Origin of the sequence: Streptomyces sp. NPDC102259, from assembly GCF_044766465.1 — a bacterium.
Lineage (GTDB): Bacteria > Actinomycetota > Actinomycetes > Streptomycetales > Streptomycetaceae > Streptomyces.
The window spans coordinates 145,586-167,778 of sequence record NZ_JBIWMA010000017.1 but is presented as its reverse complement, the minus strand read 5'-3'; the positions used below and the strand labels follow the sequence as shown (position 1 = coordinate 167,778).

The 22,193-nt window shown below is 71.5% G+C and carries 24 protein-coding genes; 13 read left to right on the top strand and 11 right to left on the bottom strand.

Annotated features, from left to right (window positions below; genetic code table 11):
• Window positions 1-115: 115 nt before the first annotated feature.
• Entirely contained in the window at window positions 116-1,879 is a 1,764-nt protein-coding gene (gene lysS, locus ACIRPU_RS31895; RefSeq protein ID WP_403873477.1) for a lysine--tRNA ligase, read from the top strand.
• Between the two features lie 66 nt (window positions 1,880-1,945).
• Here lysS and ACIRPU_RS31890 read toward each other — a convergent pair whose 3' ends face one another.
• The 3 genes from ACIRPU_RS31890 to ACIRPU_RS31880 all read right to left on the bottom strand — a co-directional run bounded on the left by ACIRPU_RS31890 (window position 1,946) and on the right by ACIRPU_RS31880 (window position 5,292).
• A complete protein-coding gene (locus ACIRPU_RS31890) occupies window positions 1,946-3,292 on the bottom strand; it encodes a DUF2637 domain-containing protein (protein WP_403873474.1) in 1,347 nt (448 codons plus the stop codon).
• 76 nt (window positions 3,293-3,368) lie between these two features.
• Window positions 3,369-4,340, bottom strand: coding sequence for a DUF3558 domain-containing protein (locus ACIRPU_RS31885; RefSeq protein WP_403873471.1), 972 nt, complete (start codon window positions 4,338-4,340; stop codon window positions 3,369-3,371).
• A 118-nt stretch (window positions 4,341-4,458) separates the two neighbouring features.
• Window positions 4,459-5,292, bottom strand: coding sequence for a DUF3558 domain-containing protein (locus ACIRPU_RS31880; RefSeq protein ID WP_403873468.1), 834 nt, complete (start codon window positions 5,290-5,292; stop codon window positions 4,459-4,461).
• A 205-nt stretch (window positions 5,293-5,497) separates the two neighbouring features.
• On the opposite strand from ACIRPU_RS31880, the gene ACIRPU_RS31875 reads away from it, so the two are divergent.
• The gene (locus ACIRPU_RS31875) at window positions 5,498-6,691 is read left to right on the top strand and encodes an RtcB family protein (protein ID WP_403873465.1); all 1,194 of its coding nucleotides are present in this window, start codon (window positions 5,498-5,500) and stop codon (window positions 6,689-6,691) included.
• A 94-nt stretch (window positions 6,692-6,785) separates the two neighbouring features.
• Here ACIRPU_RS31875 and ACIRPU_RS31870 read toward each other — a convergent pair whose 3' ends face one another.
• From ACIRPU_RS31870 to ACIRPU_RS31855, 4 genes are all read right to left on the bottom strand, one after another.
• Window positions 6,786-8,042 carry a GNAT family N-acetyltransferase gene (locus ACIRPU_RS31870; RefSeq protein WP_403873462.1) on the bottom strand — a complete coding sequence of 419 codons (1,257 nt, stop codon included), beginning with the start codon at window positions 8,040-8,042 and terminating at the stop codon, window positions 6,786-6,788.
• A gap of 26 nt (window positions 8,043-8,068) precedes the next feature.
• Window positions 8,069-8,239 carry a hypothetical protein gene (locus tag ACIRPU_RS31865; RefSeq protein ID WP_355704793.1) on the bottom strand — a complete coding sequence of 57 codons (171 nt, stop codon included), beginning with the start codon at window positions 8,237-8,239 and terminating at the stop codon, window positions 8,069-8,071.
• On the bottom strand, window positions 8,236-9,012 hold the full coding sequence (locus tag ACIRPU_RS31860; protein WP_384111394.1) for an SDR family NAD(P)-dependent oxidoreductase: 777 nt from the start codon (window positions 9,010-9,012) through the stop codon (window positions 8,236-8,238). The genes ACIRPU_RS31865 and ACIRPU_RS31860 overlap by 4 nt, the downstream gene beginning before the upstream one ends.
• Window positions 9,013-9,074: 62 nt before the next feature.
• Window positions 9,075-9,413: a YnfA family protein gene (locus ACIRPU_RS31855; RefSeq protein WP_355704794.1), complete on the bottom strand. Its 339-nt coding sequence runs from the start codon at window positions 9,411-9,413 to the stop codon at window positions 9,075-9,077.
• A 182-nt stretch (window positions 9,414-9,595) separates the two neighbouring features.
• Here ACIRPU_RS31855 and ACIRPU_RS31850 point away from each other — a divergent pair, with 182 nt between their 5' ends.
• From ACIRPU_RS31850 to ACIRPU_RS31835, 4 genes are all read left to right on the top strand, one after another.
• Window positions 9,596-10,069 carry a hypothetical protein gene (locus ACIRPU_RS31850; protein ID WP_403873458.1) on the top strand — a complete coding sequence of 158 codons (474 nt, stop codon included), beginning with the start codon at window positions 9,596-9,598 and terminating at the stop codon, window positions 10,067-10,069.
• 68 nt (window positions 10,070-10,137) lie between these two features.
• Entirely contained in the window at window positions 10,138-10,611 is a 474-nt protein-coding gene (locus ACIRPU_RS31845; RefSeq protein ID WP_351768118.1) for a MarR family winged helix-turn-helix transcriptional regulator, read from the top strand.
• A gap of 7 nt (window positions 10,612-10,618) precedes the next feature.
• On the top strand, window positions 10,619-11,656 hold the full coding sequence (locus ACIRPU_RS31840; RefSeq protein ID WP_403873454.1) for a permease: 1,038 nt from the start codon (window positions 10,619-10,621) through the stop codon (window positions 11,654-11,656).
• The gene (locus tag ACIRPU_RS31835; RefSeq protein WP_403873451.1) at window positions 11,653-12,456 is read left to right on the top strand and encodes a TIGR03943 family putative permease subunit; all 804 of its coding nucleotides are present in this window, start codon (window positions 11,653-11,655) and stop codon (window positions 12,454-12,456) included. Before ACIRPU_RS31840 ends, ACIRPU_RS31835 begins: the two co-directional genes overlap by 4 nt.
• A 53-nt stretch (window positions 12,457-12,509) precedes the next feature.
• Here the strand turns inward: ACIRPU_RS31835 and ACIRPU_RS31830 are convergent, their stop codons facing one another.
• Window positions 12,510-12,917: a winged helix-turn-helix transcriptional regulator gene (locus tag ACIRPU_RS31830; protein WP_403873448.1), complete on the bottom strand. Its 408-nt coding sequence runs from the start codon at window positions 12,915-12,917 to the stop codon at window positions 12,510-12,512.
• 134 nt (window positions 12,918-13,051) lie between these two features.
• Here ACIRPU_RS31830 and ACIRPU_RS31825 point away from each other — a divergent pair, with 134 nt between their 5' ends.
• The gene (locus ACIRPU_RS31825) at window positions 13,052-13,933 is read left to right on the top strand and encodes an NADP-dependent oxidoreductase (protein ID WP_403873445.1); all 882 of its coding nucleotides are present in this window, start codon (window positions 13,052-13,054) and stop codon (window positions 13,931-13,933) included.
• Between the two features lie 89 nt (window positions 13,934-14,022).
• On the opposite strand, the gene ACIRPU_RS31820 is transcribed toward ACIRPU_RS31825, so the two are convergent.
• Window positions 14,023-14,820, bottom strand: a complete 798-nt coding sequence (locus ACIRPU_RS31820; RefSeq protein WP_403873442.1) for a DUF6597 domain-containing transcriptional factor — start codon at window positions 14,818-14,820, stop codon at window positions 14,023-14,025.
• Between the two features lie 130 nt (window positions 14,821-14,950).
• Between ACIRPU_RS31820 and ACIRPU_RS31815 the strand changes: the two genes are divergently transcribed.
• The 4 genes from ACIRPU_RS31815 to ACIRPU_RS31800 all read left to right on the top strand — a co-directional run bounded on the left by ACIRPU_RS31815 (window position 14,951) and on the right by ACIRPU_RS31800 (window position 19,238).
• A complete protein-coding gene (locus ACIRPU_RS31815; protein WP_403873439.1) occupies window positions 14,951-16,087 on the top strand; it encodes an LLM class flavin-dependent oxidoreductase in 1,137 nt (378 codons plus the stop codon).
• The gene (locus ACIRPU_RS31810) at window positions 16,084-16,701 is read left to right on the top strand and encodes a CE1759 family FMN reductase (protein ID WP_403873436.1); all 618 of its coding nucleotides are present in this window, start codon (window positions 16,084-16,086) and stop codon (window positions 16,699-16,701) included. The genes ACIRPU_RS31815 and ACIRPU_RS31810 overlap by 4 nt, the downstream gene beginning before the upstream one ends.
• A gap of 295 nt (window positions 16,702-16,996) precedes the next feature.
• Window positions 16,997-17,722, top strand: a complete 726-nt coding sequence (locus ACIRPU_RS31805) for a response regulator transcription factor (RefSeq protein WP_403873433.1) — start codon at window positions 16,997-16,999, stop codon at window positions 17,720-17,722.
• A 100-nt stretch (window positions 17,723-17,822) separates the two neighbouring features.
• A complete protein-coding gene (locus ACIRPU_RS31800; protein WP_403873430.1) occupies window positions 17,823-19,238 on the top strand; it encodes an ATP-binding protein in 1,416 nt (471 codons plus the stop codon).
• 67 nt (window positions 19,239-19,305) lie between these two features.
• Here ACIRPU_RS31800 and ACIRPU_RS31795 read toward each other — a convergent pair whose 3' ends face one another.
• Window positions 19,306-19,686, bottom strand: coding sequence for a hypothetical protein (locus ACIRPU_RS31795; protein WP_403873427.1), 381 nt, complete (start codon window positions 19,684-19,686; stop codon window positions 19,306-19,308).
• A gap of 125 nt (window positions 19,687-19,811) precedes the next feature.
• Window positions 19,812-20,423 carry a response regulator transcription factor gene (locus ACIRPU_RS31790; RefSeq protein WP_403873424.1) on the bottom strand — a complete coding sequence of 204 codons (612 nt, stop codon included), beginning with the start codon at window positions 20,421-20,423 and terminating at the stop codon, window positions 19,812-19,814.
• A 221-nt stretch (window positions 20,424-20,644) separates the two neighbouring features.
• On the opposite strand from ACIRPU_RS31790, the gene ACIRPU_RS31785 reads away from it, so the two are divergent.
• Both ACIRPU_RS31785 and ACIRPU_RS31780 read left to right on the top strand, forming a co-directional pair.
• Complete coding sequence (locus ACIRPU_RS31785) at window positions 20,645-21,361, top strand: hypothetical protein (protein WP_403873421.1); 717 nt, start codon at window positions 20,645-20,647, stop codon at window positions 21,359-21,361.
• A gap of 129 nt (window positions 21,362-21,490) precedes the next feature.
• Window positions 21,491-22,174 carry a sigma-70 family RNA polymerase sigma factor gene (locus tag ACIRPU_RS31780; protein ID WP_403873418.1) on the top strand — a complete coding sequence of 228 codons (684 nt, stop codon included), beginning with the start codon at window positions 21,491-21,493 and terminating at the stop codon, window positions 22,172-22,174.
• The last annotated feature ends 19 nt before the right edge of the window (window positions 22,175-22,193 follow it).

The window sequence follows — 22,193 nt, the reverse complement described above, 5'->3', positions numbered from 1 at the left end:
GGGATGGATAGACGCAGTCAGTATCCCATGGGGGGTAAAGCCGTTTTCCCGGGTGCGGGGCCGTCTGGGACAATGAAACGCACTTCAAACCTGGAAGCCTTCAGAACAAGAGGACGTGCCGATCGTGGCTCTGAGCACCGAGACCACCGACTGGGTCTCCCGTTTCGCGGATGAGGTCATCGAGGAGTCGGAGCGTCGGGCCGCCGGCAAAGCGACGCCTGCCGCCGACGCGGTGGTCGTGGTCGCGTCGGGGCTGTCCCCCTCCGGCCCCATCCACCTGGGCAACCTCCGCGAGGTCATGACCCCGCATCTCGTCGCCGACGAGATCCGCCGCCGCGGACACCAGGTCCGCCACCTGATCTCCTGGGACGACTACGACCGCTTCCGCAAGGTGCCGCAGGGCATCGCCGGGATCGACGACTCCTGGGCCGAGCACATCGGCAAGCCGCTGACCTCCGTCCCGGCTCCGAAGGGCTCGATCCACCCGAACTGGGCCGAGCACTTCAAGGCCGCGATGATCGAGTCGCTCGCCGAGCTCGGCGTGGAGTTCGACGGGATCAGCCAGACCGCGCAGTACACCTCCGGCGTCTACCGCGAGCAGATCCTGCACGCGATCAGGCACCGCGGTGACATCGACGCGATCCTCGACCAGTACCGCACCAAGAAGGCCCTCGCGAAGAAGCAGCAGCAGAAGCCGCTCGACGAGGCCGAGCTCGAGGCGGCGGAGGGATCGGGCGCGGCGAACGAGGACGACGGCTCGGCCGGCTCGGCCGGCTACTTCCCGTACAAGCCCTACTGCGGCAACTGCGAGAAGGACCTCACCACGGTCACCTCGTACGTCGACGACACCACCGAGCTCTCCTACACCTGCACCGCCTGCGGATTCGCCGAGACCGTCCGGCTGAACGAGTTCAACCGCGGCAAGCTGGTCTGGAAGGTCGACTGGCCGATGCGCTGGGCGTACGAGGGCGTCGTGTTCGAGCCCAGCGGCGTCGACCACTCGTCGCCCGGGTCCAGCTTCCAGGTCGGCGGCCAGATCGTCGGCATCTTCGGCGGCAAGCAGCCCATCGGGCCCATGTACGCCTTCGTCGGCATCAGCGGCATGGCCAAGATGTCGTCCTCGAAGGGCGGTGTCCCCACCGCGGCCGACGCGCTGAAGATCATGGAGCCGCAGCTGCTGCGCTGGCTCTACGCCCGCCGCCGCCCCAACCAGTCCTTCAAGATCGCCTTCGACCAGGAGATCCAGCGGCTCTACGACGAGTGGGACAAGCTGGACGCCAAGGTCGCCGACGGTTCGGCGCTCCCGGCCGACGTCGCCGCGCACGCCCGCGCCGTGGGCACGGCCGCCGGCGAGCTGCCGCGCACCGTCCGGCCGCTGCCGTACCGCACGCTGGCCTCCGTCGCCGACATCACCGCCGGACACCAGGACCAGGCCCTGCGGATCCTCTCCGACCTCGACCCGGAGCACCCGCTCGGCTCCCTCGACGAGGCCAGGCCCCGGTACGACAAGGCCGAGGCCTGGATCAACACCCATGTCCCCGCCGACCAGCGCACCATCGTCCGCGCCGAAGCCGACGCCGAGCTGCTGAAGTCCCTCGACGAGACCTCCCGGCAGTCCCTGCGCCTGCTGCTCGACGGGCTCGCCGACCACTGGTCGCTGGACGGCCTCACGCACCTCGTCTACGGCGTCCCCAAGGTCCAGGCCGGGTTCTCCGCCGACGCCACGCCCAAGGAACTCCCGCCGGAGATCAAGACTACCCAGCGGACGTTCTTCGCCCTGCTCTACCACCTGCTGGTGGGGCGTGACACCGGCCCGCGGCTGCCCACCCTGCTGCTGGCCGTGGGCCAGGAGCGGGTACGGGCCCTGCTCGGGGAGTAGACCGCGTCATCACGAAGGAGGGGGCGCCCGGTGCTGCACCGGGCGCCCCCTCCTCGTATACGCGGGTCACGCGATGTGGTCCTCCTCCAGTTCCGCGTTGAAGCGGTGCTGGAAGCGTTCCGTGAGGGTCTTCAGGGCGCTGGGGCTCATGGTCGTGCCGTAGGTCGCCTGAATGTTGTCGCCGAGCACACCGGGCGTGGGGAAGCTGCCGTCTATCGACTGACGGAACACCTGGTAGTACGACTCCTCGTCCGGCTCGATCACCGGCGTGCCGCCGCCCTCACCGAGCTCGCGGCTGCGGTTCGGACCCACCGGGATGGGAAACGAGCCGGTCTCCTCCGGAGAGGGCTCCTGCGTCGGAGGCTCCACCTGGTACTGGTCCTGGTACTGCTCGGCCTGCTGCTGCTCCTCGTACCACTGGGCGTACTGCTCCGAGGGGTCGTACGTGGGGTCGTAGCCCCCCTGGTACGCGATCTCGGGCGGCGCCTGGAACCACGGGCTCGACTCCTCCTGCGTCGGCGCGGGGGCGGGCGCATGGCCGACCTGCTGGGCCTGCGGTGTCTGTTGCGCCTGCTGCGTCTGCTGCGTCTGCTGCGTCTGCTGTGCCGGCTGGGGCGCGGGAGCCGCCTCGACGGCCCGGACACCCGCGGCGACCGGGGCGGCCGCCGGCAGCTCCTGCTGGGGCGCGGCGGCCGGCAGCGGCGCCGGAGGGAGCACGGCCGGCTCGATGCCCGCCGCGGCCAGACCCGCCGGGGCGGTCTCCGCCAGCGGCACGCCGTAACGGGCCAGCCGCAGCGGCATCAGCGACTCGACCGGGGCCTTGCGGCGCCAGGCGCGGCCGAAGCGGGAACGCAGCCTCGCCTGATAGACGAGACGTTCCTGCTCCAGCTTGATCACCTGTTCGTAGGAGCGCAGCTCCCACAGCTTCATCCGGCGCCAGAGCAGGAAGGTGGGCAGCGGGGAGAGCAGCCAGCGCGTGATGCGCACGCCCTCCATGTGCTTGTCCGCCGTGATGTCCGCGATCCGGCCGATCGCGTGCCGGGCCGCCTCGACGGACACCACGAACAGGATCGGGATCACCGCGTGCATACCCGTGCCCAGCGGGTCGGGCCAGGCCGCCGCGCCGTTGAAGGCGATCGTCGCCGCCGTCAGCAGCCACGCCGTCTGCCGCAGCAGCGGGAAGGGGATGCGGATCCAGGTCAGCAGCAGATCCAGGGCCAGCAGGACGCAGATACCCGCGTCGATACCGATCGGGAACACATACGAGAAGTTCCCGAAGCCCTTCTCCAGGGCCAGCTCCCGGACGGCCGCGTACGAACCGGCGAAGCCGATGCCGGCGATGATCACAGCGCCGGTCACGACCACGCCGATGAGAACGCGATGCGTCCGGGTCAGCTGTATTCGCTCGGCCACCCGTACTCCCCTCCCCTTGCGTGCTCTTGCGCGCAACAGGGTGGCACATGTGTGCGGCGCACGTGTTGCCGGTCCGTCAGCTCTTCGCGGAGGCGGAAGCCTTCGGAGCCGCCGCGGCCGCCTTCGAGGCCGTCGCCTTCGGGGTCGCCGACGACTTGGAGGGCGTCGCCTTCGGCGCGGAAGAGGCCGACTTGGACGGGGACGGGCTCGACGGGCTCTTGGTCGAGCTGTCCGAACCGCCGTCCGTGCCCTCGCCGTTGGCCGACTGCACGGAGGCCACGGCCTCCTTGGCCGCCTTCTCCGCCGCCTTCGTCAGGGTCGCCACGCTCGGCGCCTTGTCGCCCGCCAGACCGGCGCCGTTGTAGTCGAGCGTGAGCACGACGTTCTCGACGCGGACCACGACCGTCTGCTGCTTGAAGGCGCCCTCCGACTTCTTCAGGTCGTAGCGCACCGACGTCGCCTCGTCACCCGTCGCGGTCACCGGCGCCGACTTGACGTTCTTCGCGCCCGACACCGCCTGGGCGTCCTTGACCTGCTTCGCGTAGTACGTCTTCGCCTGCGACTCGCCGTCACCGGTCGTCGCGTCCGACTCGAAGCGCAGCAGCGAAACGTTCAGCCAGCGGAACTGCGAGCCCTTCACACCGTTGTTGGCCAGGCTGGACCAGGAACAACTGGCACGGGCCGCGGTGTCGCTGGACGTCCCCTCCTTGCCGGAGGTCGCCCCCTTCGGCACCAGCTCCGTCAGCGTCTTCTTCGACACCACCGCACACGCCTCGGGCAGCGTCTTGTACGCCGCCGCCTGCACGGTCGGCGCGGCGCTCGCCGCGGAGTCGGTGCCGGAACCGGTGGAGGCGTCGGCGTCCTTCGCGTCGTCGCCCGAGCCGGAGTCCGAGGAGCAGCCCGCGGCGACCAGCATCACCGGGACGGCGACCACCGCGGCCAGGAGGCGGTTCAGCCCTCCGGCCCGGTTCACTCGCTCGGCACGCTGCTCGCGCTGGTCAAACTGGCCGTCTCGCTGGGCTCGTCGCTGCATGGTTCCTTCACTCATGACGCTCGTGGTTCCTGCGGTCTGATCGGGTCCGAGGGGCCACCGTAGTCGGTGAAGAAGCTGTGCGGCTCGGCTTCGAGGGCTTCACGGGTGGGGACCGAACCGGGCCGAAGTGCCCTCAGCCGGCCAGCGAGTCGGCCAGTTGCGCGGCCAGTTTCCGGGCCTTGTCCTGCATTTCCTCGCTGTCCGGCACCGTGCCGACGGTCGCCGGCTGCTCCTCGTACTGGATGGTCACCATGACGTTGGACGTGCGGAACGCCACAGTCACGGTGCGCTGCTTGGCCGTCGAACCGGAGCTGCTGAGCGCGTCGTCGATGAACGCCTCGTCGCCCAGATCCTCCAGGAGACGGGGCTGGAGCTCGGCGGAGGGAACGGTGGAGGAAGCCGAGGGCGAGGCCGGCGAGGAGGCGCCGACGGAGGGCGAGGTCGTCGTCGAGGGGGAGGTGCTCGGGCTCGCGGAGGGGGAGCCGGTCGCCGCCCCGGTGGGGGTGGAGGCGGTGGGCGCGGGGAGGTCGGCCGCGGTCACCTTCTGCGCGAAGAGCGCCTCGGCCTGGTTGTCGTCGCTCACGGCGTTGTCGTACGAGACGACCCGCTCGAAGTCGACGAGGAGATGGTCGGTGGCGTCCGTCGACTCCACCTTCCAACGGCAGCCCACCTTGCGGTCCGTGTCGAACGTCTGCGTCGCCTCACCCGAGTAGGCCGTGTCGCGCTGCGCCTCGTCGGCGAGCTGCTTGATGCCGGGGAGGAGCGAGTCGAGGGTGGACCGGCTCACCACACCGCAGGCCTCGGGGAGCGTGGCGTACTTGCCGGGCTGCGCGGCGGCGGTGGCCGTCCCCGCCTCGCCCGGGTTGGAGTTGTCCGTCGAGCCGCCCTCGTCCGAACCGCCGGTGCAGCCGGCCAGCAGTGCCGCGAGGAGCGCGACGACGCCGGGTACGTATGCCTTCCGCTGCACGGTCGGCTCCTCTCGACAGGTCAGGTGAGGTGAAGGCGGCCTGGTGTCCCCGCTGGTTATTCGCTTGCCGGACGGGGGCGGCCCCTGGAGACAATGTGTATCGCACGTGGAGCTGTGGATGCCGGTCCGCTGTCCCTTTCGTTGACCTTGGCACCAGTTTTGCGATCTAAGGCTTTTGTATTTATTCCGGGGGAAAGAGGACGAGATGTCGTACGTGGAGATGCCGGGCGCGAAGGTACCCATCCGTATGTGGGCCGACCCTGCGTCGGTCGAGGAAGGGGCGCTCCAGCAACTGCGGAACGTGTCGAGCCTGCCGTGGATCAAGGGCCTGGCGGTCATGCCGGACGTCCACTACGGCAAGGGCGCGACGGTCGGCTCGGTCATCGCGATGCAGGGCGCCGTCTGCCCCGCGGCGGTGGGGGTCGACATCGGCTGCGGGATGTCCGCGGTCCGCACCTCGCTCACGGCGAACGACCTCCCCGGCGATCTGTCCCGGCTCCGCTCGAAGATCGAGCAGGCGATTCCGGTGGGGCGGGGGATGCATGATTCGGCCGTCGAACCCGGGCGGTTCCACGGGTTCGCCACAGCGGGGTGGGACGACTTCTGGGGGCGGTTCGACGGGGTCGCCGAGGCGGTGAAGTTCCGTGAGGAGCGTGCCGTGAGGCAGATGGGCACCCTCGGCGCCGGCAACCACTTCATCGAGGTGTGCACGGACACCACTGGTTCCGTCTGGCTGATGCTGCACTCCGGTTCCCGGAACATCGGCAAGGAACTTGCCGAGTTTCACATCGGGGTGGCGCAGAAGCTCCCGCACAACCAGGGCCTGATCGACCGCGATCTCGCCGTCTTCATCGCGGAGACCCCGCAGATGGCGGCGTACCGCAATGACCTGTTCTGGGCCCAGGAGTACGCGAAGTACAACCGCACGCTCATGATGGCGCTCCTGAAGGACGTGATCCGCAAGGAGTTCAAGAAGGCGAAGCCGGCCTTCGAGCAGGAGATCAGCGCGCACCACAACTACGTTGCCGAGGAGCGTTACGACGGCGTGGATCTGCTGGTGACCCGCAAGGGCGCGATCCGTGCCGGTTCCGGCGAGTACGGGATCATCCCCGGCTCCATGGGCACCGGTTCGTACATCGTGAAGGGTCTCGGGAACGAGAAGGCCTTCAACTCGGCCTCGCACGGCGCGGGTCGGCGGATGAGCCGTAACGCGGCCAAGCGCCGCTTCTCGACGCAGGACCTGGAGGAGCAGACGCGGGGCGTGGAGTGCCGTAAGGACTCCGGCGTCGTGGACGAGATCCCGGCTGCCTACAAGCCGATCGAGCAGGTCATCGATCAGCAGCGGGACCTGGTCGAGGTGGTGGCGAAGCTGAAGCAGTTCATCTGCGTGAAGGGCTGACGCCCTGACACCGCGGGCCCGTGGGCCCTCGGATGAAGCCCGCAGGGTGAGGGGCCCGAGCCGGTTCGGCTCGGGCCCCTCACGCGTTTGTTTCTCAGCCGAGCCGCTTCTCCAGCAGGGTTACTGCGTATGGGCTTCCCGTGCCGTCCTGTTTTGCGTGTTGTTCGCCGACGACCGTGTAGCCCGCGGACTCGTAGTACGCGCGCAGGCGGGGGTTGGTGGAGAGGCAGTCGAGGCGGGCGTAGGGGCGGCCGGCCGCGGTGATGCGGGACTCGGCCTGGGTCAGCATCCTGCGGCCCGCGCCCGGTGGGGCGGTGTGCGGGGTCGTCATCAGGCGGTGGATGTAGCCGGCCTCGGGCGGGCGGGGGCCCCAGGCGGCCGGATCGTCCCACCAGAGTTCCCAGGCGCCGACGAGCGAGCCGTCCGCGTACGCCAGCCAGACCTCGCCCTCGCGCATCCGCTCGACGAAGTGGGCCTCGGTCTTCTCGCCGGGCTGCCACTGCTCGATGCCCCGGGCCAGTTGCCACAGGGCCGCCGTGTCGCGCAGACGGACCAGGAGGGGCGCGTCCTGCGGCTGCGCCCTGCGGTGGGTCAATTCGGGCCGGACGGTGGGGGCGGGCTCCAGCAGGCGGGTGCGCAGGGTCGCCGACAGGGCCTGCGCGTTCATGCCCAGGGCGTCGGTGACATAGGCCTCGACCGAGCCGTAGCGGGCTCGCAGGGCCGTGAGGAACAGGCGCATCACCGACTCGGGGGCCCGGCCGAAGGCCGGCCATGCCGGGGAGCGGCCGTCGTTTCTCGCGCGCCAGTCGGCGAGCAGGGCCGGGGTCGCCAGTTCCGTCAGGGAGAAGTCCTCGATGATCACCTCGTCCGGGACGCCCAGCAGGCTCAGGACCAGCGCGGCCAGCTGCCCGGTGCGGTCCTTGCCCGAGGCGCAGTGGAAGACCAGCCCCCGCTCCGCCTCCGCCACCAGTTCCAGGGCCGCCGCGATCTCCTTGGTGCCGTCCTCGGCGACCTCCATGAAGCGGGCGGAGAGGTAGGGGCCGGGGTCCACGTCCGGGCTCAGCGCCGCCTGGTCGTAGGGGCGGTGCTCGATGCTGAGGTTGCGGTAGGCGAAGGAGGAGTGCTCCGGGACCCGGCCTCTCGCCTCCGCCTCCCACGGGTGACGGAGGTCGATGACCGTGCCGACGCCCAGCGCGAGGAAGCGGTCCCAGTCCGGGGTGTCCGGTCTCAGCTTGCCGAGCGAGTCCGCGCGGAACAGCCGGCCCGCGCGGACCCGGTGGCCGCTGCTGGTCGGGTATCCGCCCAGGTCACGGAAGTTGTGCAGCGTCTCGAACGGTATGTGTCTGTCCACGTGGAAACCCTATGGCGCGGCGGCCGTCACTTCGCGTGGCGTACCGCGTAGATCATCACGAACGCCACGATGTGGATGCCGAAGAGGAAGTAGGCGAGGAAGACCCACATGTGGCGCTCGTTCTTCGTCTCCTGGGCGAGGCGGCGCTGTTCGAACGAGTCCGGGTCCTTCCCGGCCGTCTCCTCGTCGGCCGTCACAGTTCCCGGTGGACCTTCGTGTTGGACGCCTGGGCGCGGGGGCGCAGGACGAGGAGGTCGACGTTGACGTGGCTGGGGCGGGTGACCGCCCAGGTGATCGTCTCGGCCACGTCGGAGGCGGTGAGGGGTTCGGCGACGCCCTCGTAGACCTTGGCGGCCCTGTCCTCGTCGCCGCCGAAGCGGGTGAGGGCGAACTCGTCGGTCCTGACCATGCCGGGGGCGATCTCGATGACGCGGACGGGCAGGCCGACGATCTCCAGGCGGAGGGTCTCGGCGAGGACGTGGGCGCCGTGCTTGGCGGCGACATAGCCGCCGCCGCCCTCGTACGTCCCGTGTCCGGCGGTCGAGGACACCACCACGACCGTTCCGTCGCCGCTCGCCACCAGCTTGGGGAGCAGGGCCTGGGTGACGTTGAGGGTGCCGAGGACGTTCGTCTCGTACATCGTGCGCCAGTCGGCCGGGTCACCGGTGGCGACGGGGTCGGCGCCGAGCGCGCCGCCCGCGTTGTTGACGAGGACGCCGATCGTCTTGAAGGCGCCGGCGAACTCGTCGACCGCGGCGCGGTCGGTGACGTCCAGCGGGTAGGCCGTCGCGGAGCCGCCCGTGCGGGAGATCTCCTCGGCCAGCGCCTCGATGCGGTCCTTGCGGCGGGCGGTCAGGACGACCCGGTAGCCGGCCGCGGCGAGCTGCCGGGCGGTGGCGGCGCCGATTCCGCTGCTCGCACCGGTGACTACGGCGATGCGGGAGGCGGCGGACGGTGCGGCGGTGGCCATGGGCTGCTCCTCGTGCACGGGGGTGTACTTCATACGATCAGCTGCCGCCCAGGGTATCGGGGTCAGCCGCCGTTCCTCGGGGCCCACATGATCACGGCCATCCCGGCGAGGCAGACCAGGGCGCCGGTCACGTCCCAGCGGTCGGGGCGGTAGCCGTCGGCGACCGCGCCCCAGAGCAGGGAGCCGGCGACGAAGACGCCGCCGTACGCGGCGAGGATCCGGCCGAAGTGGGCGTCGGGCTGGAAGGTGGCGACGAAGCCGTACGCGCCGAGGGCGAGGACGCCGCCGGCCGCCCACAGCCAGCCCCGGTGCTCGCGTACGCCCTGCCAGACCAACCAGGCGCCGCCGATCTCGAAGAGCGCGGCGACGGCGAACAGGGCGGCCGACCGGAGGATGAGCATGGCCGCAGCTTGGCACGGCCGGGTGCTTCCACCGGACGGCCGGGTGCTGTCGCCCGACAGCACGGGTGCTGCACGGGTGCTGTCACCTGTTGGAGGGCGCCTGTCGGGCGCCGGGCGTGGGATACATCCCCTTCGTACCCGGCCCTTCGTACCCGGGCGGTTTCCGATCGAGGAGTGGTGGCATGCGCAGGATGCGGTTTCTCGCGGTGTGGGGTGCGGTCCTGGCGGTGGGGCTGGGGGTGGCGCCCGCGCGGGCGGCGGGGGAGGCGACCGAGGCCGACCTGTCGTACCACGGCTCCGCCGTCATGCGCGGCGGCCGGGTCGACGTCCGGCTGACGCCGCGCAACCACGGTCCGGCGGACGTCTCCGACTCGACCGTGCGGCTGCGCTGGTCGGTGCCGTTGGCGGCCGGGGCGCAGCGGCTGCCGGGCGGCTGCGCGCGGACGGGCCGCCAGGAGGTGGTGTGCCGGACGGGGGCGCTGGTCGCGGACGGGCTGGGGGAGCGGATCGCGCTGCGGGTGTGGCTGCGGGGGCGGCCGACGGAGGTGACGATGGCCGTCGACACACTGTGGGGCGGCGGGGCGGTGGACCGTAACCGGTCCAACGACCGGCAGCAGGTGCTGGTCCTGGACACCGGGGACGCGTACTTCTTCTGACGTTCGCGGGAGCGGAGCGTCGTACGATCTGCGGACGGCGCTGACGGCGGCGCCGACGAAGGGGTGCGATGTCCGGGAACGTGCGCTCGCGGCTGCTGGACGAGCTGGCCGTCGTGTCGCGTCGGTACGCGGCCGCGTACGCCTTGTTCAACCAGGCTCTCGCCGACCGTCTCGGGCTGCATCCCACGGATCTCCAGTGTCTGAACCTGCTGATGCTGGAACGGGAGCCGGTGACGACGGGCCGGGTCGCCGAGCTGACGGGGCTGACCACCGGGTCGGCGACGCGGCTGGTGGACCGGCTGGAGAAGGCGGGTTACGTCGTCCGGGAGCGGGACGCGGCCGACCGGCGGCGGGTCCTGGTGGTGACGGTGCCGGAGCGGATCGCGGAGTTCACGCGGATGTGGGAGCGGCTGGGCGGCGACTGCATGCCGCTCTTCGAGGATCTGGGGGACGGCGAACTCGCGGTGATCGTGCGGCATATGCGGCGCACGGTGGAGTTCGGCGCGGAGCAGGTCGCACGGTTGCGGGAAGGCCGGGTCTAGGGGCGGGATGCAGGAGACGGACATACGGCCGTCCGCGGTGGCGGCCGGGGAAGCGACGGGGGCGGGCGACCGCCCGGTGCGCGCCGCGCTGCCGCGGCACTGGCCGCTGTTGCTGCTGGGCGCGGCGGTGGTGCCGGGGGTGCTGCTGGTGTTCGTCGGGCGGTCGTTGGACGAGCCGGCCATGCAGGCCTGGCGGACGGTGTGTCTGGCCGTGACCGTGCAGGCGCTGCCGTTCCTGCTGCTGGGCACGGCTCTGTCGGGGGCGATCAACGCGTTCGTGCCGGCGCGGGTCTTCAGCAGGCTGCTGCCGAAGCGGGCCGCGCTGGCGGTGCCGGTCGCGGGGATGGCGGGTGTGGTGCTGCCGGGGTGCGAGTGCGCGTCGGTGCCGGTGGCGAACAGTCTGATCGGGCGGGGGGTCACACCGGCCGCCGCGTTCGCGTTCCTGCTGTCGGCGCCTGCCGTGAATCCGGTGGTGCTGACCGCCACGGCCGTCGCCTTCCCGGGCGACCCGGAGATCGTCTTCGCCCGGCTGCTGGCCTCGCTGGTCACCGCCGCCGTGATGGGCTGGCTGTGGCTCTGGCTGGGGCGCGAGGAGTGGTTGAAGCCCGCCGTCGTCCGGCACACGGGGCATGTGCCGGGGCGCAGCCGTTTCACCGAGTTCCGGCGCGGTTTCCAGCACGACTTCCTGCACGCGGGGGGTTTTCTGGTGGTGGGGGCGATGGCGGCGGCGACGTTCAATGTGGCGGTGCCGCGCACGCTGCTCGACACCTTCGCGGGTTCGCCGTTGCTGTCGGTGCTGTTCCTGGCGGGGCTGGCGATCGTGCTGGCGGTGTGCAGCGAGGCGGACGCGTTCGTCGCGGCCTCGCTGACCGGGTTCTCGCCGGTCGCGCGGCTCGCGTTCATGGTGGTGGGGCCGATGGTGGACCTGAAGTTGATCGCGCTTCAGGCGGGCACGTTCGGGCGGGCCTTCGCGGTGCGGTTCTCGGCGGCCACGGCGGTGGTCGCCGTGGTGTGCAGCGCGGTGATCGGAGGGGTGCTGCTGTGAGGCGGTTCGTGCAGGTGGGGCTGCTGGTGCTGGCCGGGCTGGGGTTGTTGCACACCTCGCTGTTCACGGACGAGTACCTGCGGTACGTCAAGGAGGGGATGCGGCCGCTGCTGGTCGCCTCAGGGGTGCTGCTGGTGGTGCTGGGCGTGGCGGAGGCCTGGGCCGCTCCGCCGAAGGAGGGGCCCGGCGAGGCTGGGCACGGCGAGGCTGGGCGCGAGCATGAGGGGCACGCCGAGCCGGGGCATGAGGGGCATGCCGGGCATGAGGGGCACGGTCACGATCACTCCGGTGTCCCGCGGGTCGCCTGGCTGCTGTTCCTGCCCGTGCTGAGCCTGCTCTTCTACGCGCCTCCCGCGCTCGGCTCCTACACGGCCTCCCGGGAGCCGGCGAAGGCCGTCGCCGTGCAGGAGGACGCCTTCGATCCGCTGCCCGCGACCTCCCCGCTGCCGATCACGCTCACCGACTTCACACAGCGGGTGCAGCAGGACCGGTCGCGCGCCATCCGGGGCCGCGCGGTCGTGATGACCGGGTTCGTCACCCCGGCCCCGCGGCAGCGGGACGGCTGGTATCTGACCCGGATCATCGTCAGCTGCTGTGCGGCGGACGCGTCGTCCGTGAAGGTGCTGGTCCGGGGGATCGCGGCGCCGAAGGCCGACACCTGGGTGAACGTCACCGGGATCTGGCAGGGGAGCGGCACGCTGGGCACCTCGTCGGCGGCGGTCGCGTTGGACGCGCGGGGCGTGCGGCAGGTGCGCAAGCCGTCGAACGCGTACATGGACGCGCTGCCGCTCACCTCCTGAGCGAACCGCTCCAGCGCCCTCCGGACGGGGGCAGGGGGACACCGCTCGGACGCTCAGACGTCGGTGTTGTCCGTGTCGTAGCGGCGGCGGGCCGCGTGGACCTCGTCGAAGTGGGTCTCCGCCCAGTCCTTCACGGCCGTCAGCAGCAGCGCGAGGTTGCTGCCGAGGGGGGTCAGCTCGTAGTCGACGCGGACGGGGACGGACGGGGTGACCGTGCGGGTCAGGATGCCGTCGCGTTCCAGGGTGCGCAAGGTCTGGGTGAGCATCTTGGGGCTGACGCCGGCGATCTTGCGGGCCAGGTCGCTGTAGCGCCGGGGGCCGGGGGCGAGGGCCGAGACGACCAGGCTGACCCACTTGTCGCTGAGCCGGTCCAGGAGCTGGTTGGTCGGGCAGCTGCGAAGGAAGGCGTCGTACTCGCCGCGGGCCTGCTCGCGCCGCTGGGCTGCGGTGGTGGTGGCCATGGTGGCTCTCCTCCCGGTGACGTAGGCACCTTCAGGTAACTACTTCCCCCTGGATAGTAACTCTTCCTAGGGTTGTGCCAGCAAGAGGGAAGCGGGAGATTCCCGCAAGTACCCGCCCAGGCAGGGGAGTTGTCATGCGTGCAGCAGTGGTGCGGACGTTCGGCGGGCCCGAGGCCGTGGAGCTCGTGGACGCGGAGGTGCCGGAGCCGGCCGCCCGGCAGGTGCGGATCAAGGTGGCGGCGGCCGCGCTGAACCCGGTGGACGCCGGGGTGCGCGCCGGGGTCTTCGGCGGCGCGGGCAAGCAGGTCGGACTCGGCTGGGACGTCGCCGGGACGGTGGACGCGGTGGGGGTGGCCGCCGTGTGGAGTGTGGGGGAGGAGGTCGTGGCGCTCGACTACGGGATGGTCAAGCCGCTCGGTACGCACGCGGAATACGTCGTCGTCGACGCGGACGCGGTGGCGCTCGCGCCGGCCTCCGTGGACGCGGTGCACGCGGCGACGCTGCCGTTGAACGCCCTGACCGCCGCGCAGGCGCTGGATCTGCTGGACCTGTCGCCGGGGGATTCGTTGCTGGTCACGGGCGGTGCGGGCGCGGTCGGCGGCTATGCCGTCCAGCTGGCCGCGCGGCGCGGGGTGACGGTCGCCGCGCTGGCCCGGGCGCAGGACGAGGAGTTCGTCCGGTCGCTGGGGGCCACGCGTTTCCCGGGCGGCGAGGGGAGTTTCGACGCGGTGCTGGACGCGGCGGTGCTCGGCGCCGAGGCGTTGGCCCTGGTGCGGGACGGGGGCGTGTACGCGGGGGTGATTCCGCAGGCTCAGCCCGCGTCGGAGCGGGGGGTGCGGACCGACGCCGTCGAGGTGAGCGCGGACGGGGCCCGGCTGGCGGAGCTGGTGCGGTCGGTGGACGCGGGCGAGCTGACCCTGCGGGTGGCCGAGACGTACGCGCTGGAGGACGCGGTGAAGGCGCACGCGCGGCTGGCGGAGGGCGGGATCCGGGGCCGGCTGGTCCTGGTGCCCTGACTGCCCTGACCCCACCCCACGACGGGCCGCGCGGGGCTGGGCCGGGGCCGCGGGGCCCCGCCGGGCCGCTTATGGGGGTGCGGGGCCGCTCATGGGGTGCGGTGCCTGGCGTAGGCGGCAGGGGGGACCCCGACCGTCGCGGTGAAGTCGCGCACCAGGTGGGCCTGGTCGGCGTAGCCCAGGTCGGCGGCCACGGACGCCCAGTCCACCGCCTCCTGGGCCTCCGCCCGTTCCAGCGCCTCGTGGATGCGGTAGCGCAGGATCACCCACTTGGGGCCCACGCCGACGTACGCGGCGAACAGGCGCTGGAGCAGGCGTACCGACAGCCCCTCGTCGCTCGCGAGGTCCGCCACCCTGCGGATCGCGCGGTCGGTGCGGATGCGGTCGACGAGGCTCATCGCGAGGTCGGCCTGAGGGTCCGGGCGGGGGACGCGGGCCGCCAGGAGGTGGGCGTCGAGGGCCGCCACCCGGGCCCCTTCGTCGGCCGGGTCGAGGACCGGGGCCGGGTCGGTGCCGGTGAGGTGGACCCGGCGGCCCGTCCAGTGGGAGACCGGGTGCTCGGGGGCGAAGGGGCGGAAGCCGCCCGGCCGGAACTTGACGCCGCACACCCGCCCCCGGCCCTCCAGTTTCTGGGTGAAGAGGCCCTGCTGGACGCCGGCGATCTCGACGAAGGGTTCCTGTCCCTCGAACCGCTGGAAGACGAGGTGGACCGCGGGGTGCGGGACGACGTGGGAGACGTACGGCTCGGTCAGGTCCCAGTCGATCAGCCAGTAGTGCTCGACGTAGGGGCGCAGGGCCGGGGCCGGTTCGGGACGGCGGAAGCGCACGCGTGCGAGGAAGTCCGCGGCGTCGACGATGCCTCGGGTGTCACGGCGTGGGGTGGCCATCTCCGGATCGTAGGACGGGGCACCGACAGCCGGGGCGGCCGGCCCGGCCGGGCAGGGCGGAATAGACGGAGGAGGGATGCCGTTGGGGCGGTATAGTTTAACGGTCAACAACTTTGGAGGTTGAGCGACCATGCAGTTCGGGATCTTCAGCGTCGGCGATGTCACGCCGGACCCCACCACGGGCCGTACGCCGACCGAGCGCGAGCGGATCAAGGCCATGGTCGCCATCGCGCAGAAGGCCGAGGAGGTCGGCCTCGACGTCTTCGCCACCGGCGAGCACCACAACCCGCCGTTCGTCCCCTCGTCCCCGACGACGATGCTCGGCTACATCGCCGCGCGGACGGAGAAGCTGGTCCTCTCCACCTCCACCACCCTCATCACCACCAACGACCCGGTGAAGATCGCCGAGGACTTCGCGATGCTCCAGCATCTGGCCGACGGGCGCGTCGACCTCATGATGGGACGCGGGAACACCGGCCCGGTCTACCCCTGGTTCGGCCAGGACATCCGGCAGGGCATCAACCTCGCCATCGAGAACTACGCCCTGCTGCGCCGGCTGTGGCGCGAGGACGTCGTCGACTGGGAGGGCAAGTTCCGCACCGCCCTCCAGGGCTTCACCTCCACGCCCCGCCCGCTGGACGACGTGCCGCCGTTCGTCTGGCACGGCTCCATCCGCTCGCCCGAGATCGCCGAGCAGGCCGCGTTCTACGGTGACGGCTTCTTCCACAACAACATCTTCTGGCCGGCCGACCACACCAAGCAGATGGTCGAGCTGTACCGCGCCCGGTACGCGCACTACGGACACGGCACGCCCGAGCAGGCCATCGTGGGGCTCGGCGGGCAGGTCTTCATGCGGAAGAACTCGCAGGACGCGGTGCGCGAGTTCCGGCCGTACTTCGACAACGCGCCGGTCTACGGTCACGGGCCGTCCCTGGAGGACTTCACCGACCAGACCCCGCTGACCGTCGGCACGCCGGAGCAGGTCATCGAGAAGACGCTCACGTTCCGCGAGTACGCCGGCGACTACCAGCGTCAGCTGTTCCTGCTGGACCACGCGGGGCTGCCGCTGAAGACCGTGCTCGAGCAGCTCGACCTGCTCGGCGAGGAGGTCGTGCCGGTGCTGCGCAAGGAGTTCGCCGTCGGCCGGCCGGCCGAGGTCCCGGACGCGCCGACCCACGAGTCGCTGCTCAAGGCCGCCCAGGCCGCTCAGGGCTCTCAGGCCGCTCAGGGCTCCCCGGCTTCCCAGGAAGGGGTGAACGTCGCATGAGGCTCGTCGTCGTCTCGGCGGGGCTGAGCGTCCCGTCGTCGACCCGGCTGCTGGCCGACCGGCTGGCGGCCGCGGCCGCCGGGCGGACCTCGGCGGAGGTGGAGGTCGTGGAGCTGCGCGACCTCGCCGTCGAGATCGCCCACAACTTCACCAACGGCTTCCCCGGACGGAAGCTGGCCGCCGCGCTGGCGGCGGTGACGGCGGCGGACGGGCTGATCGTCGTCACGCCGGTGTTCTCCGCCTCCTACAGCGGCCTGTTCAAGTCGTTCTTCGACGTGATCGACCCGGACGCGCTGGCGGGCAAGCCGGTGCTGATCGCCGCCACGGGCGGCTCCGCGCGCCACTCGCTGGTACTCGAACACGCCCTGCGGCCGCTCTTCTCGTACCTGCGCGCCGTGGTCGTCCCGACCGCCGTCTACGCGGCCTCGGAGGACTGGGGCGCGGCGGGCCTGCCCGAGCGGATCGAACGGGCGGCGGCCGAGCTGACGACGCTGATGACGGGCCTGTCCGCACCGTCCACGCCATCCGCGACCGAGAGGGACGAGAAGGCCGAGAAGAGCGAGTTCACGGTGGTCCCTTTCGCCGACCAGCTGGCGGCCCTGGCCGCCCGGTAACGGCCGACCGCTGCTGTCCTGAGCGCCGGACGGGGAAATCCACCCTGTCCGGCGCTGCTCTCTTGAGTGCCGGGCGGGGAAATCCAGCCCGTCCGGCGCTGCTCTCTTGAGTGCCGGGCGGGGAAATCCAGCCCGTCCGGCGATCGAGGACGAGGCCGTTCAGGCCGATGCGGGGGTCCGGGGGCGGCAGCCCCCCGGTACGCCCACCCGATCGGACGGTGAGAGCCCAGTAAGAAGGGTGATCGTACGACCGTCCCCACCGCCCAACCGCCGGAGGCCTTGGCAGACTGGCCTGGTGCCTCCCACCGTGCTGCTCGCCGAAGACGACCGTGCCATCCGCAACGCCCTGGAACGCGCCCTGGCCCTGGAGGGCTACCGCGTGACCGCGGTCGCCGACGGGGTCGAAGCGCTGGCGCACGCCCACAAGCACCCGCCGGACGTGCTCGTCCTCGACGTGATGATGCCCGGCATCGACGGCCTCCAGGTCTGCCGGGTGCTGCGCGCCGAGGGCGACCGCACGCCCATCCTGATGCTGACCGCGCTGGTGGAGACCGCCGACCGGATCGCCGGTCTGGACGCGGGCGCCGACGACTACGTCGTGAAGCCGTTCGACGTCGAGGAGGTCTTCGCCCGGCTGCGGGCCCTGCTGCGCCGCACCAGCCCCGACGCCGCCCCCGAGGCGGCCGCACCGGTGCCCGACGCCCCGAAGCGGGGTACGGAGCGGCACGTGGAGGCGGCCGGGCTGCGGATGGACCCGCAGGCGCGGCGCGCGTGGCGGGGCGGGCGCGAGCTGGAGCTGACCCGGACCGAGTTCGAGCTGCTGGAACTGCTGGCGCGCAACGCCGGGATCGTCCTGGACCACTCCACGATCTACGACCGCATCTGGGGCTACGACTTCGGCCCCGGCTCCAAGAATCTCGCCGTCTACGTCGGCTATCTGCGCCGCAAGCTCGACCAGCCGGGTGCCCCGCAGCTGATCCACACCGTGCGCGGAGTGGGTTACGTGCTGCGGGAGGACTGAGTGACGAGGGCCCGACGGGACGCGGAAGACGCGGAAGATGAGGACGACAGTCAGACGAGGACGACAGTGACACGAGGACGACAGTGAGACGGGGACGCGGGTGAGTCGTCTGCGTCGGCTGCTGTCCCGGCCGCGGCCGAAGCTGGTGTCGCTGCGCACCACCTTCGCGGTGTCCTTCGCCGCCGTGACGGCCGCGGTCACCGTGCTCGTCGGCGTCCTGTCGTACTCGGCGGCCGCCCGGCTGGTCCGGGTCGACCAGGAGTCGGTCTTCGACGAGGTCGTGCAGGACCTGCGGGACGAGGTGCGCGACCATCGGATGGCGCCGGAGGACTTCTCCTCGTCCGCGCCGGGGCACGACATCGTGCGGCCGGCCCGCACGGACGTGCAGGTGCTGGGCGAGGACGGCTCGGTCGTGGACAGCGGGAGCCCCGGACTGCCCGTGGTGTCCGCCGACCGCACGGTCGCGGTGGCCGCGGCGGCCGGGCGGATCACCGAGCACAAGGACGTCGACGTCGGCAGCGACGTCTATCGCATCGCGACCGTCTCGCTGGGCGGCGGTCGGGGCGCGGTGCAGGTGGCGCAGGAGTTCAGCGACACCGAGGATCTGTTGCGGGCGCTCCAGCAGCGCACACTGATCCTGATGATCGCGGTGGTGACGGCCGCGGGGCTGTTCGGCTGGTGGCTGGCCCGGCGCATCACCCACCGTCTGGTGATCCTCACCACCGCCGCCGAGGACGTCGCCCGCACCCGCCGGCTCGGCGTGCAGGTGCCGGTCACCGGTCACGACGAGGTGGGCCGGCTGGGCCGCGCCTTCGACCGCATGCTCGGCCGGCTCGCCCAGTCGGAGGAGGACCAGCGGCGGCTGGTCCAGGACGCGGGGCACGAACTGCGCACGCCGCTGACGTCATTGCGGACGAACATCTCGCTGCTGCGCCGCATCGACGAGCTGCCGCCGGACACCCGTGACGAACTGGTGGCGGATCTGACCCAGGAGGCCCGGGAACTGACCGACCTGGTCAACGAGCTCGTCGACCTCGCGGCCGGCCAGTCCGACGCCGAGCCGCCACGCAGGCTGGACCTCGCCGACATCGCGGAGGAGGTCGCCGGTCTCGCCCGGCGCCGCACCGGGCGGCCGGTCCTGATCCGGGCGAGTGGGGACACCACCCTCTACGGGCGGCCGGGCATGCTCCAGAGGGCGGTGTCGAACCTCGTGGAGAACGCGATCAAGTTCGACCGCGGGGGCGGCGCGCCCGTCGAGATCGCCGTCACCGGGCCGTCGCGGCCCGGGGTCGTCCGCGTCGAGGTCCTCGACCGTGGGCCCGGCATCGCCGAGGCCGACCTGACCCGCGTCTTCGACCGCTTCTACCGCGCCGCCGACGCCCGCTCCCTGCCGGGCTCGGGGCTGGGCCTGTCGATCGTCCGCGAGGTGGCCCTGGCACACGGAGGCGCACCGTTCGCGCACCGGCGGGCGGGGGGCGGATCGGTGATCGGGTTCACGGTGGGCGGCGGGGTGTGACGGGGCGGAGCATGCCGACGGGCCGGGCGTCGCCGTGGCGAGTCCCGGTCCGACCGGCCGGAAGCGGTTACGGCTCGAGATTCTGCTTGCGCTTCACCGGGTCTGTGGAGGGCGAGCCCTTGAGGGGGAAGTTCTGCTTGTACGTCTCCTCGCTCTCGCAGGTCACGGTCGCCTTCGCTGTCACCGTGGCATTCTTGGCGATCTTCTTGAACGTGACGGAATACGAATTGCTGTTGCCGGCGAGTGAATTATCCGTCTTCGATTCGGTGCCCGCCTTGATCGTCACAGAGTCGGGGGAAGATCCGTCGTTGCAGTCTTCAACAGTTCCGGTGACCGTGACAGGCCCGATGGTGACGGCTTGCGCCTGACCTGCGACGGCGACCGACGCCGCCACCCCTGACAGGGGCAGTAGTGCTGCGACAGTGAGAATTGCCAGACGATTGCGCATGAGCTTCTCCCAGCTGATTACGGCGTGGGTGAGTGATCCTCTGTCAAGGTCTCGCTTTTACCGTCTGCGGGTCAAGGGTCATCATTACCCATGGTCGGCGGGGTAGAACTACCCACATCGGGGGCTCATTCCGGGTAGGTGAGGCCGTTTTCCATGGCGATCCGGGTCAGATCGGGACGGCGTCGGGAGCCGGTTTTCTCGCCGATTCGGTCGAGGTGCGAATGGACGGTGTGTTTGCTGATGCCCAATTCGACGGCGATTTCGTGGTCCGTCGAACCATTCGCGAGCAGGCGCAGGATTTCCTGCTCCCGGTCCGTGAAGCGGGGGGACAGGCCCAGCAGACGGCTGGCGGGTGCGGAGACATAGCTGCGTCCCGAGCCCACGGTCCGGATCGCCGTCAGTACTTCGTGAGCCTCCGCCTGCCGGCTCAGATAGCCGCTGGCTCCCGCCCGGATCACCTGGACGGCGTCGATCTGCGGCGAGGACGACACGACCAGGACGGCATGTCCTCGCCTGTGCAGCCTCGTCACGGCCGCGGTGAGTCTCGGGGCGGGCTGCTGGAGGTCCATCAGGACGACCCGCGCGCCGCGCAGGCTGCCGTCCGCGCTCTCGATCGACGGCGCGGCCGCGACCAGGTGGAGGTCGGGAGCGGAGCCGATCAGGTTCGAGATGCCGTGCCGGAAGACGGGGCAGTCCCCGATGACCGCGATCCGCACGCGTTCGGCGCAACCGCTCACCGGCACCTCCGCTGCTCGATGGACAGGGCACGACGGACACGCCCCGTCCCCAGGGTCGGCGGAGTGGGCGCCTCCTGCGCGGTGGACTGGACCCTTCGGGCGAACGCCGCGCCGTGGTCGGCGGGGTGAGGCAGGTCATATACGGCGGATTGAGTTCCGGACCGGGGTGCATTCCGTACCTCCGTGGGACGGGCGGTGTCCGGATGCGAGGATGAGGCGCCATGACTGCTGGGCGGTGCACTCGCACGCTACGGGCCGCGCTGTTCGCGGCTGTCTGCGTGCTGCTCGCCGCCCTGGGCCACGTGCTGATGTCCGGGGCCGAGGTGCCCGCGTGGGCGCTGGCCGCGGGCGTGGCCGTCACCGGGGTCGCGGGCTGGTGTCTGGCGGGCCGGGAGCGCGGGCTGCCGCTGATCGTGACGGTCGTGGTCGCCGGCCAGACGGCCCTGCACTCGGCGTTCTCGCTGGCCGGGCCGGAGCCCGGTGCCGCGGCGTCCGCGGGCGCCCCGGGCATGGGCTCGATGCGCATGGACTCCATGGACATGGGCGTGGACATGGGCATGGACATGGATCACGTGAGCCATGTCGGTCATATGAGCCACACGGGCCACACGGGCCACATGAGTCACGTGAGTCATATGGGGGAGGCCACAGGCGAGGGCGGCTCCTCCTCGTTCGGGATGCTCGCCGCCCACCTGCTCGCCGCGCTGTTGTGCGGGCTGTGGCTGGCGTACGGCGAGAAGGCCGCGTTCCGGATCCTGCGGGCGGTGGCCGGACGGCTGGCCGCGCCGCTGCGGCTGCTGCTCGCCCTGCCCGTCACCCCGGACCGGCCGCGCGTCCGGTTCCGTCGCCGTGGCTCGGCGCGAGCGCCCCGGCTGCTCCTTCTCACTCACGCGATCACCACTCGGGGTCCGCCCCTGGGGACCGCTGCCGCCGTCTGACGACCGGCCGGCAGCAGGCGGACCCGGAGCTGCCCCTGTGCGCTCCGGGCCACGGCCGTACGCCCGCGCAGACGGGTGTGGGGCCGTTTCTCCCTCATGCCCTCGTGGATGATCCGAGAAGGACACCAGGTGATCACGTCTGCCCCCAAGGCGCCCCAGGCATCTCACGCCGCGCCGACAGCTCAGGCCGCGCCGACAGCACAGGCCGCCCCGATCGCACACGCCGCGCCGACAGCACACACCGCACTCGACGAGTCGATCACCGCATGGGCGCTCGCCGCCCGGGCCGGTGACGCGGACGCGGTCGAGCGCTTCGTACGCGCTCTGCATCGCGACGTCCTGCGCTACGTCTCCCATCTGTGCGCCGATCCCCAGGCGGTCGACGACCTCGCCCAGGACACCTTTCTGCGTGCCCTCGGAAGCCTGCACCGGTTCGAGGGCCGCTCCTCGGCGCGTTCCTGGCTGCTGTCCATCGCCCGCAGGGCGGTGATCGACAGCTATCGGTACGCCGCCACCCGGCCCCGGCTGTCCGACGTACCGGACTGGCAACTCGCCGCCGAGCGCGCCCAGCCGCGTGATCTGCCGGGCTTCGACGACGGCGTCGTCCTGCTGGACCTGCTGGCCTCGCTGCCGGTCGAGCGGCGGGAGGCGTTCGTCCTCACCCAGCTCGCCGGCCTGCCCTACGTGGAGGCGGCTGAGGCGAGCGGCTGTCCGGTGGGCACCGTGCGTTCGCGCGTGGCGCGGGCTCGGGCGACCCTGGCCGACCTGCTGGAGGAGGAGCCGGCGGGCGAACCCGCGACCCTCGCGGCCTGACCCGTACCGGCGCCCACGT

Bases quoted from the DNA above. Each gene is read 5' to 3' on its own strand.
- ACIRPU_RS31885 (WP_403873471.1), bottom strand. From the start codon at position 4,340: ATGAGTGAAGGAACCATGCAGCGACGAGCCCAGCGAGACGGCCAGTTT.
- ACIRPU_RS31875 (WP_403873465.1), top strand. From the start codon at position 5,498: ATGTCGTACGTGGAGATGCCGGGCGCGAAGGTACCCATCCGTATGTGG.
- ACIRPU_RS31860 (WP_384111394.1), bottom strand. From the start codon at position 9,012: ATGGCCACCGCCGCACCGTCCGCCGCCTCCCGCATCGCCGTAGTCACC.
- ACIRPU_RS31855 (WP_355704794.1), bottom strand. From the start codon at position 9,413: ATGCTCATCCTCCGGTCGGCCGCCCTGTTCGCCGTCGCCGCGCTCTTC.
- ACIRPU_RS31850 (WP_403873458.1), top strand. From the start codon at position 9,596: ATGCGCAGGATGCGGTTTCTCGCGGTGTGGGGTGCGGTCCTGGCGGTG.
- ACIRPU_RS31845 (WP_351768118.1), top strand. From the start codon at position 10,138: ATGTCCGGGAACGTGCGCTCGCGGCTGCTGGACGAGCTGGCCGTCGTG.
- ACIRPU_RS31840 (WP_403873454.1), top strand. From the start codon at position 10,619: ATGCAGGAGACGGACATACGGCCGTCCGCGGTGGCGGCCGGGGAAGCG.
- ACIRPU_RS31830 (WP_403873448.1), bottom strand. From the start codon at position 12,917: ATGGCCACCACCACCGCAGCCCAGCGGCGCGAGCAGGCCCGCGGCGAG.
- ACIRPU_RS31825 (WP_403873445.1), top strand. From the start codon at position 13,052: ATGCGTGCAGCAGTGGTGCGGACGTTCGGCGGGCCCGAGGCCGTGGAG.
- ACIRPU_RS31820 (WP_403873442.1), bottom strand. From the start codon at position 14,820: ATGGCCACCCCACGCCGTGACACCCGAGGCATCGTCGACGCCGCGGAC.
- ACIRPU_RS31815 (WP_403873439.1), top strand. From the start codon at position 14,951: ATGCAGTTCGGGATCTTCAGCGTCGGCGATGTCACGCCGGACCCCACC.
- ACIRPU_RS31810 (WP_403873436.1), top strand. From the start codon at position 16,084: ATGAGGCTCGTCGTCGTCTCGGCGGGGCTGAGCGTCCCGTCGTCGACC.
- ACIRPU_RS31795 (WP_403873427.1), bottom strand. From the start codon at position 19,686: ATGCGCAATCGTCTGGCAATTCTCACTGTCGCAGCACTACTGCCCCTG.
- ACIRPU_RS31785 (WP_403873421.1), top strand. From the start codon at position 20,645: ATGACTGCTGGGCGGTGCACTCGCACGCTACGGGCCGCGCTGTTCGCG.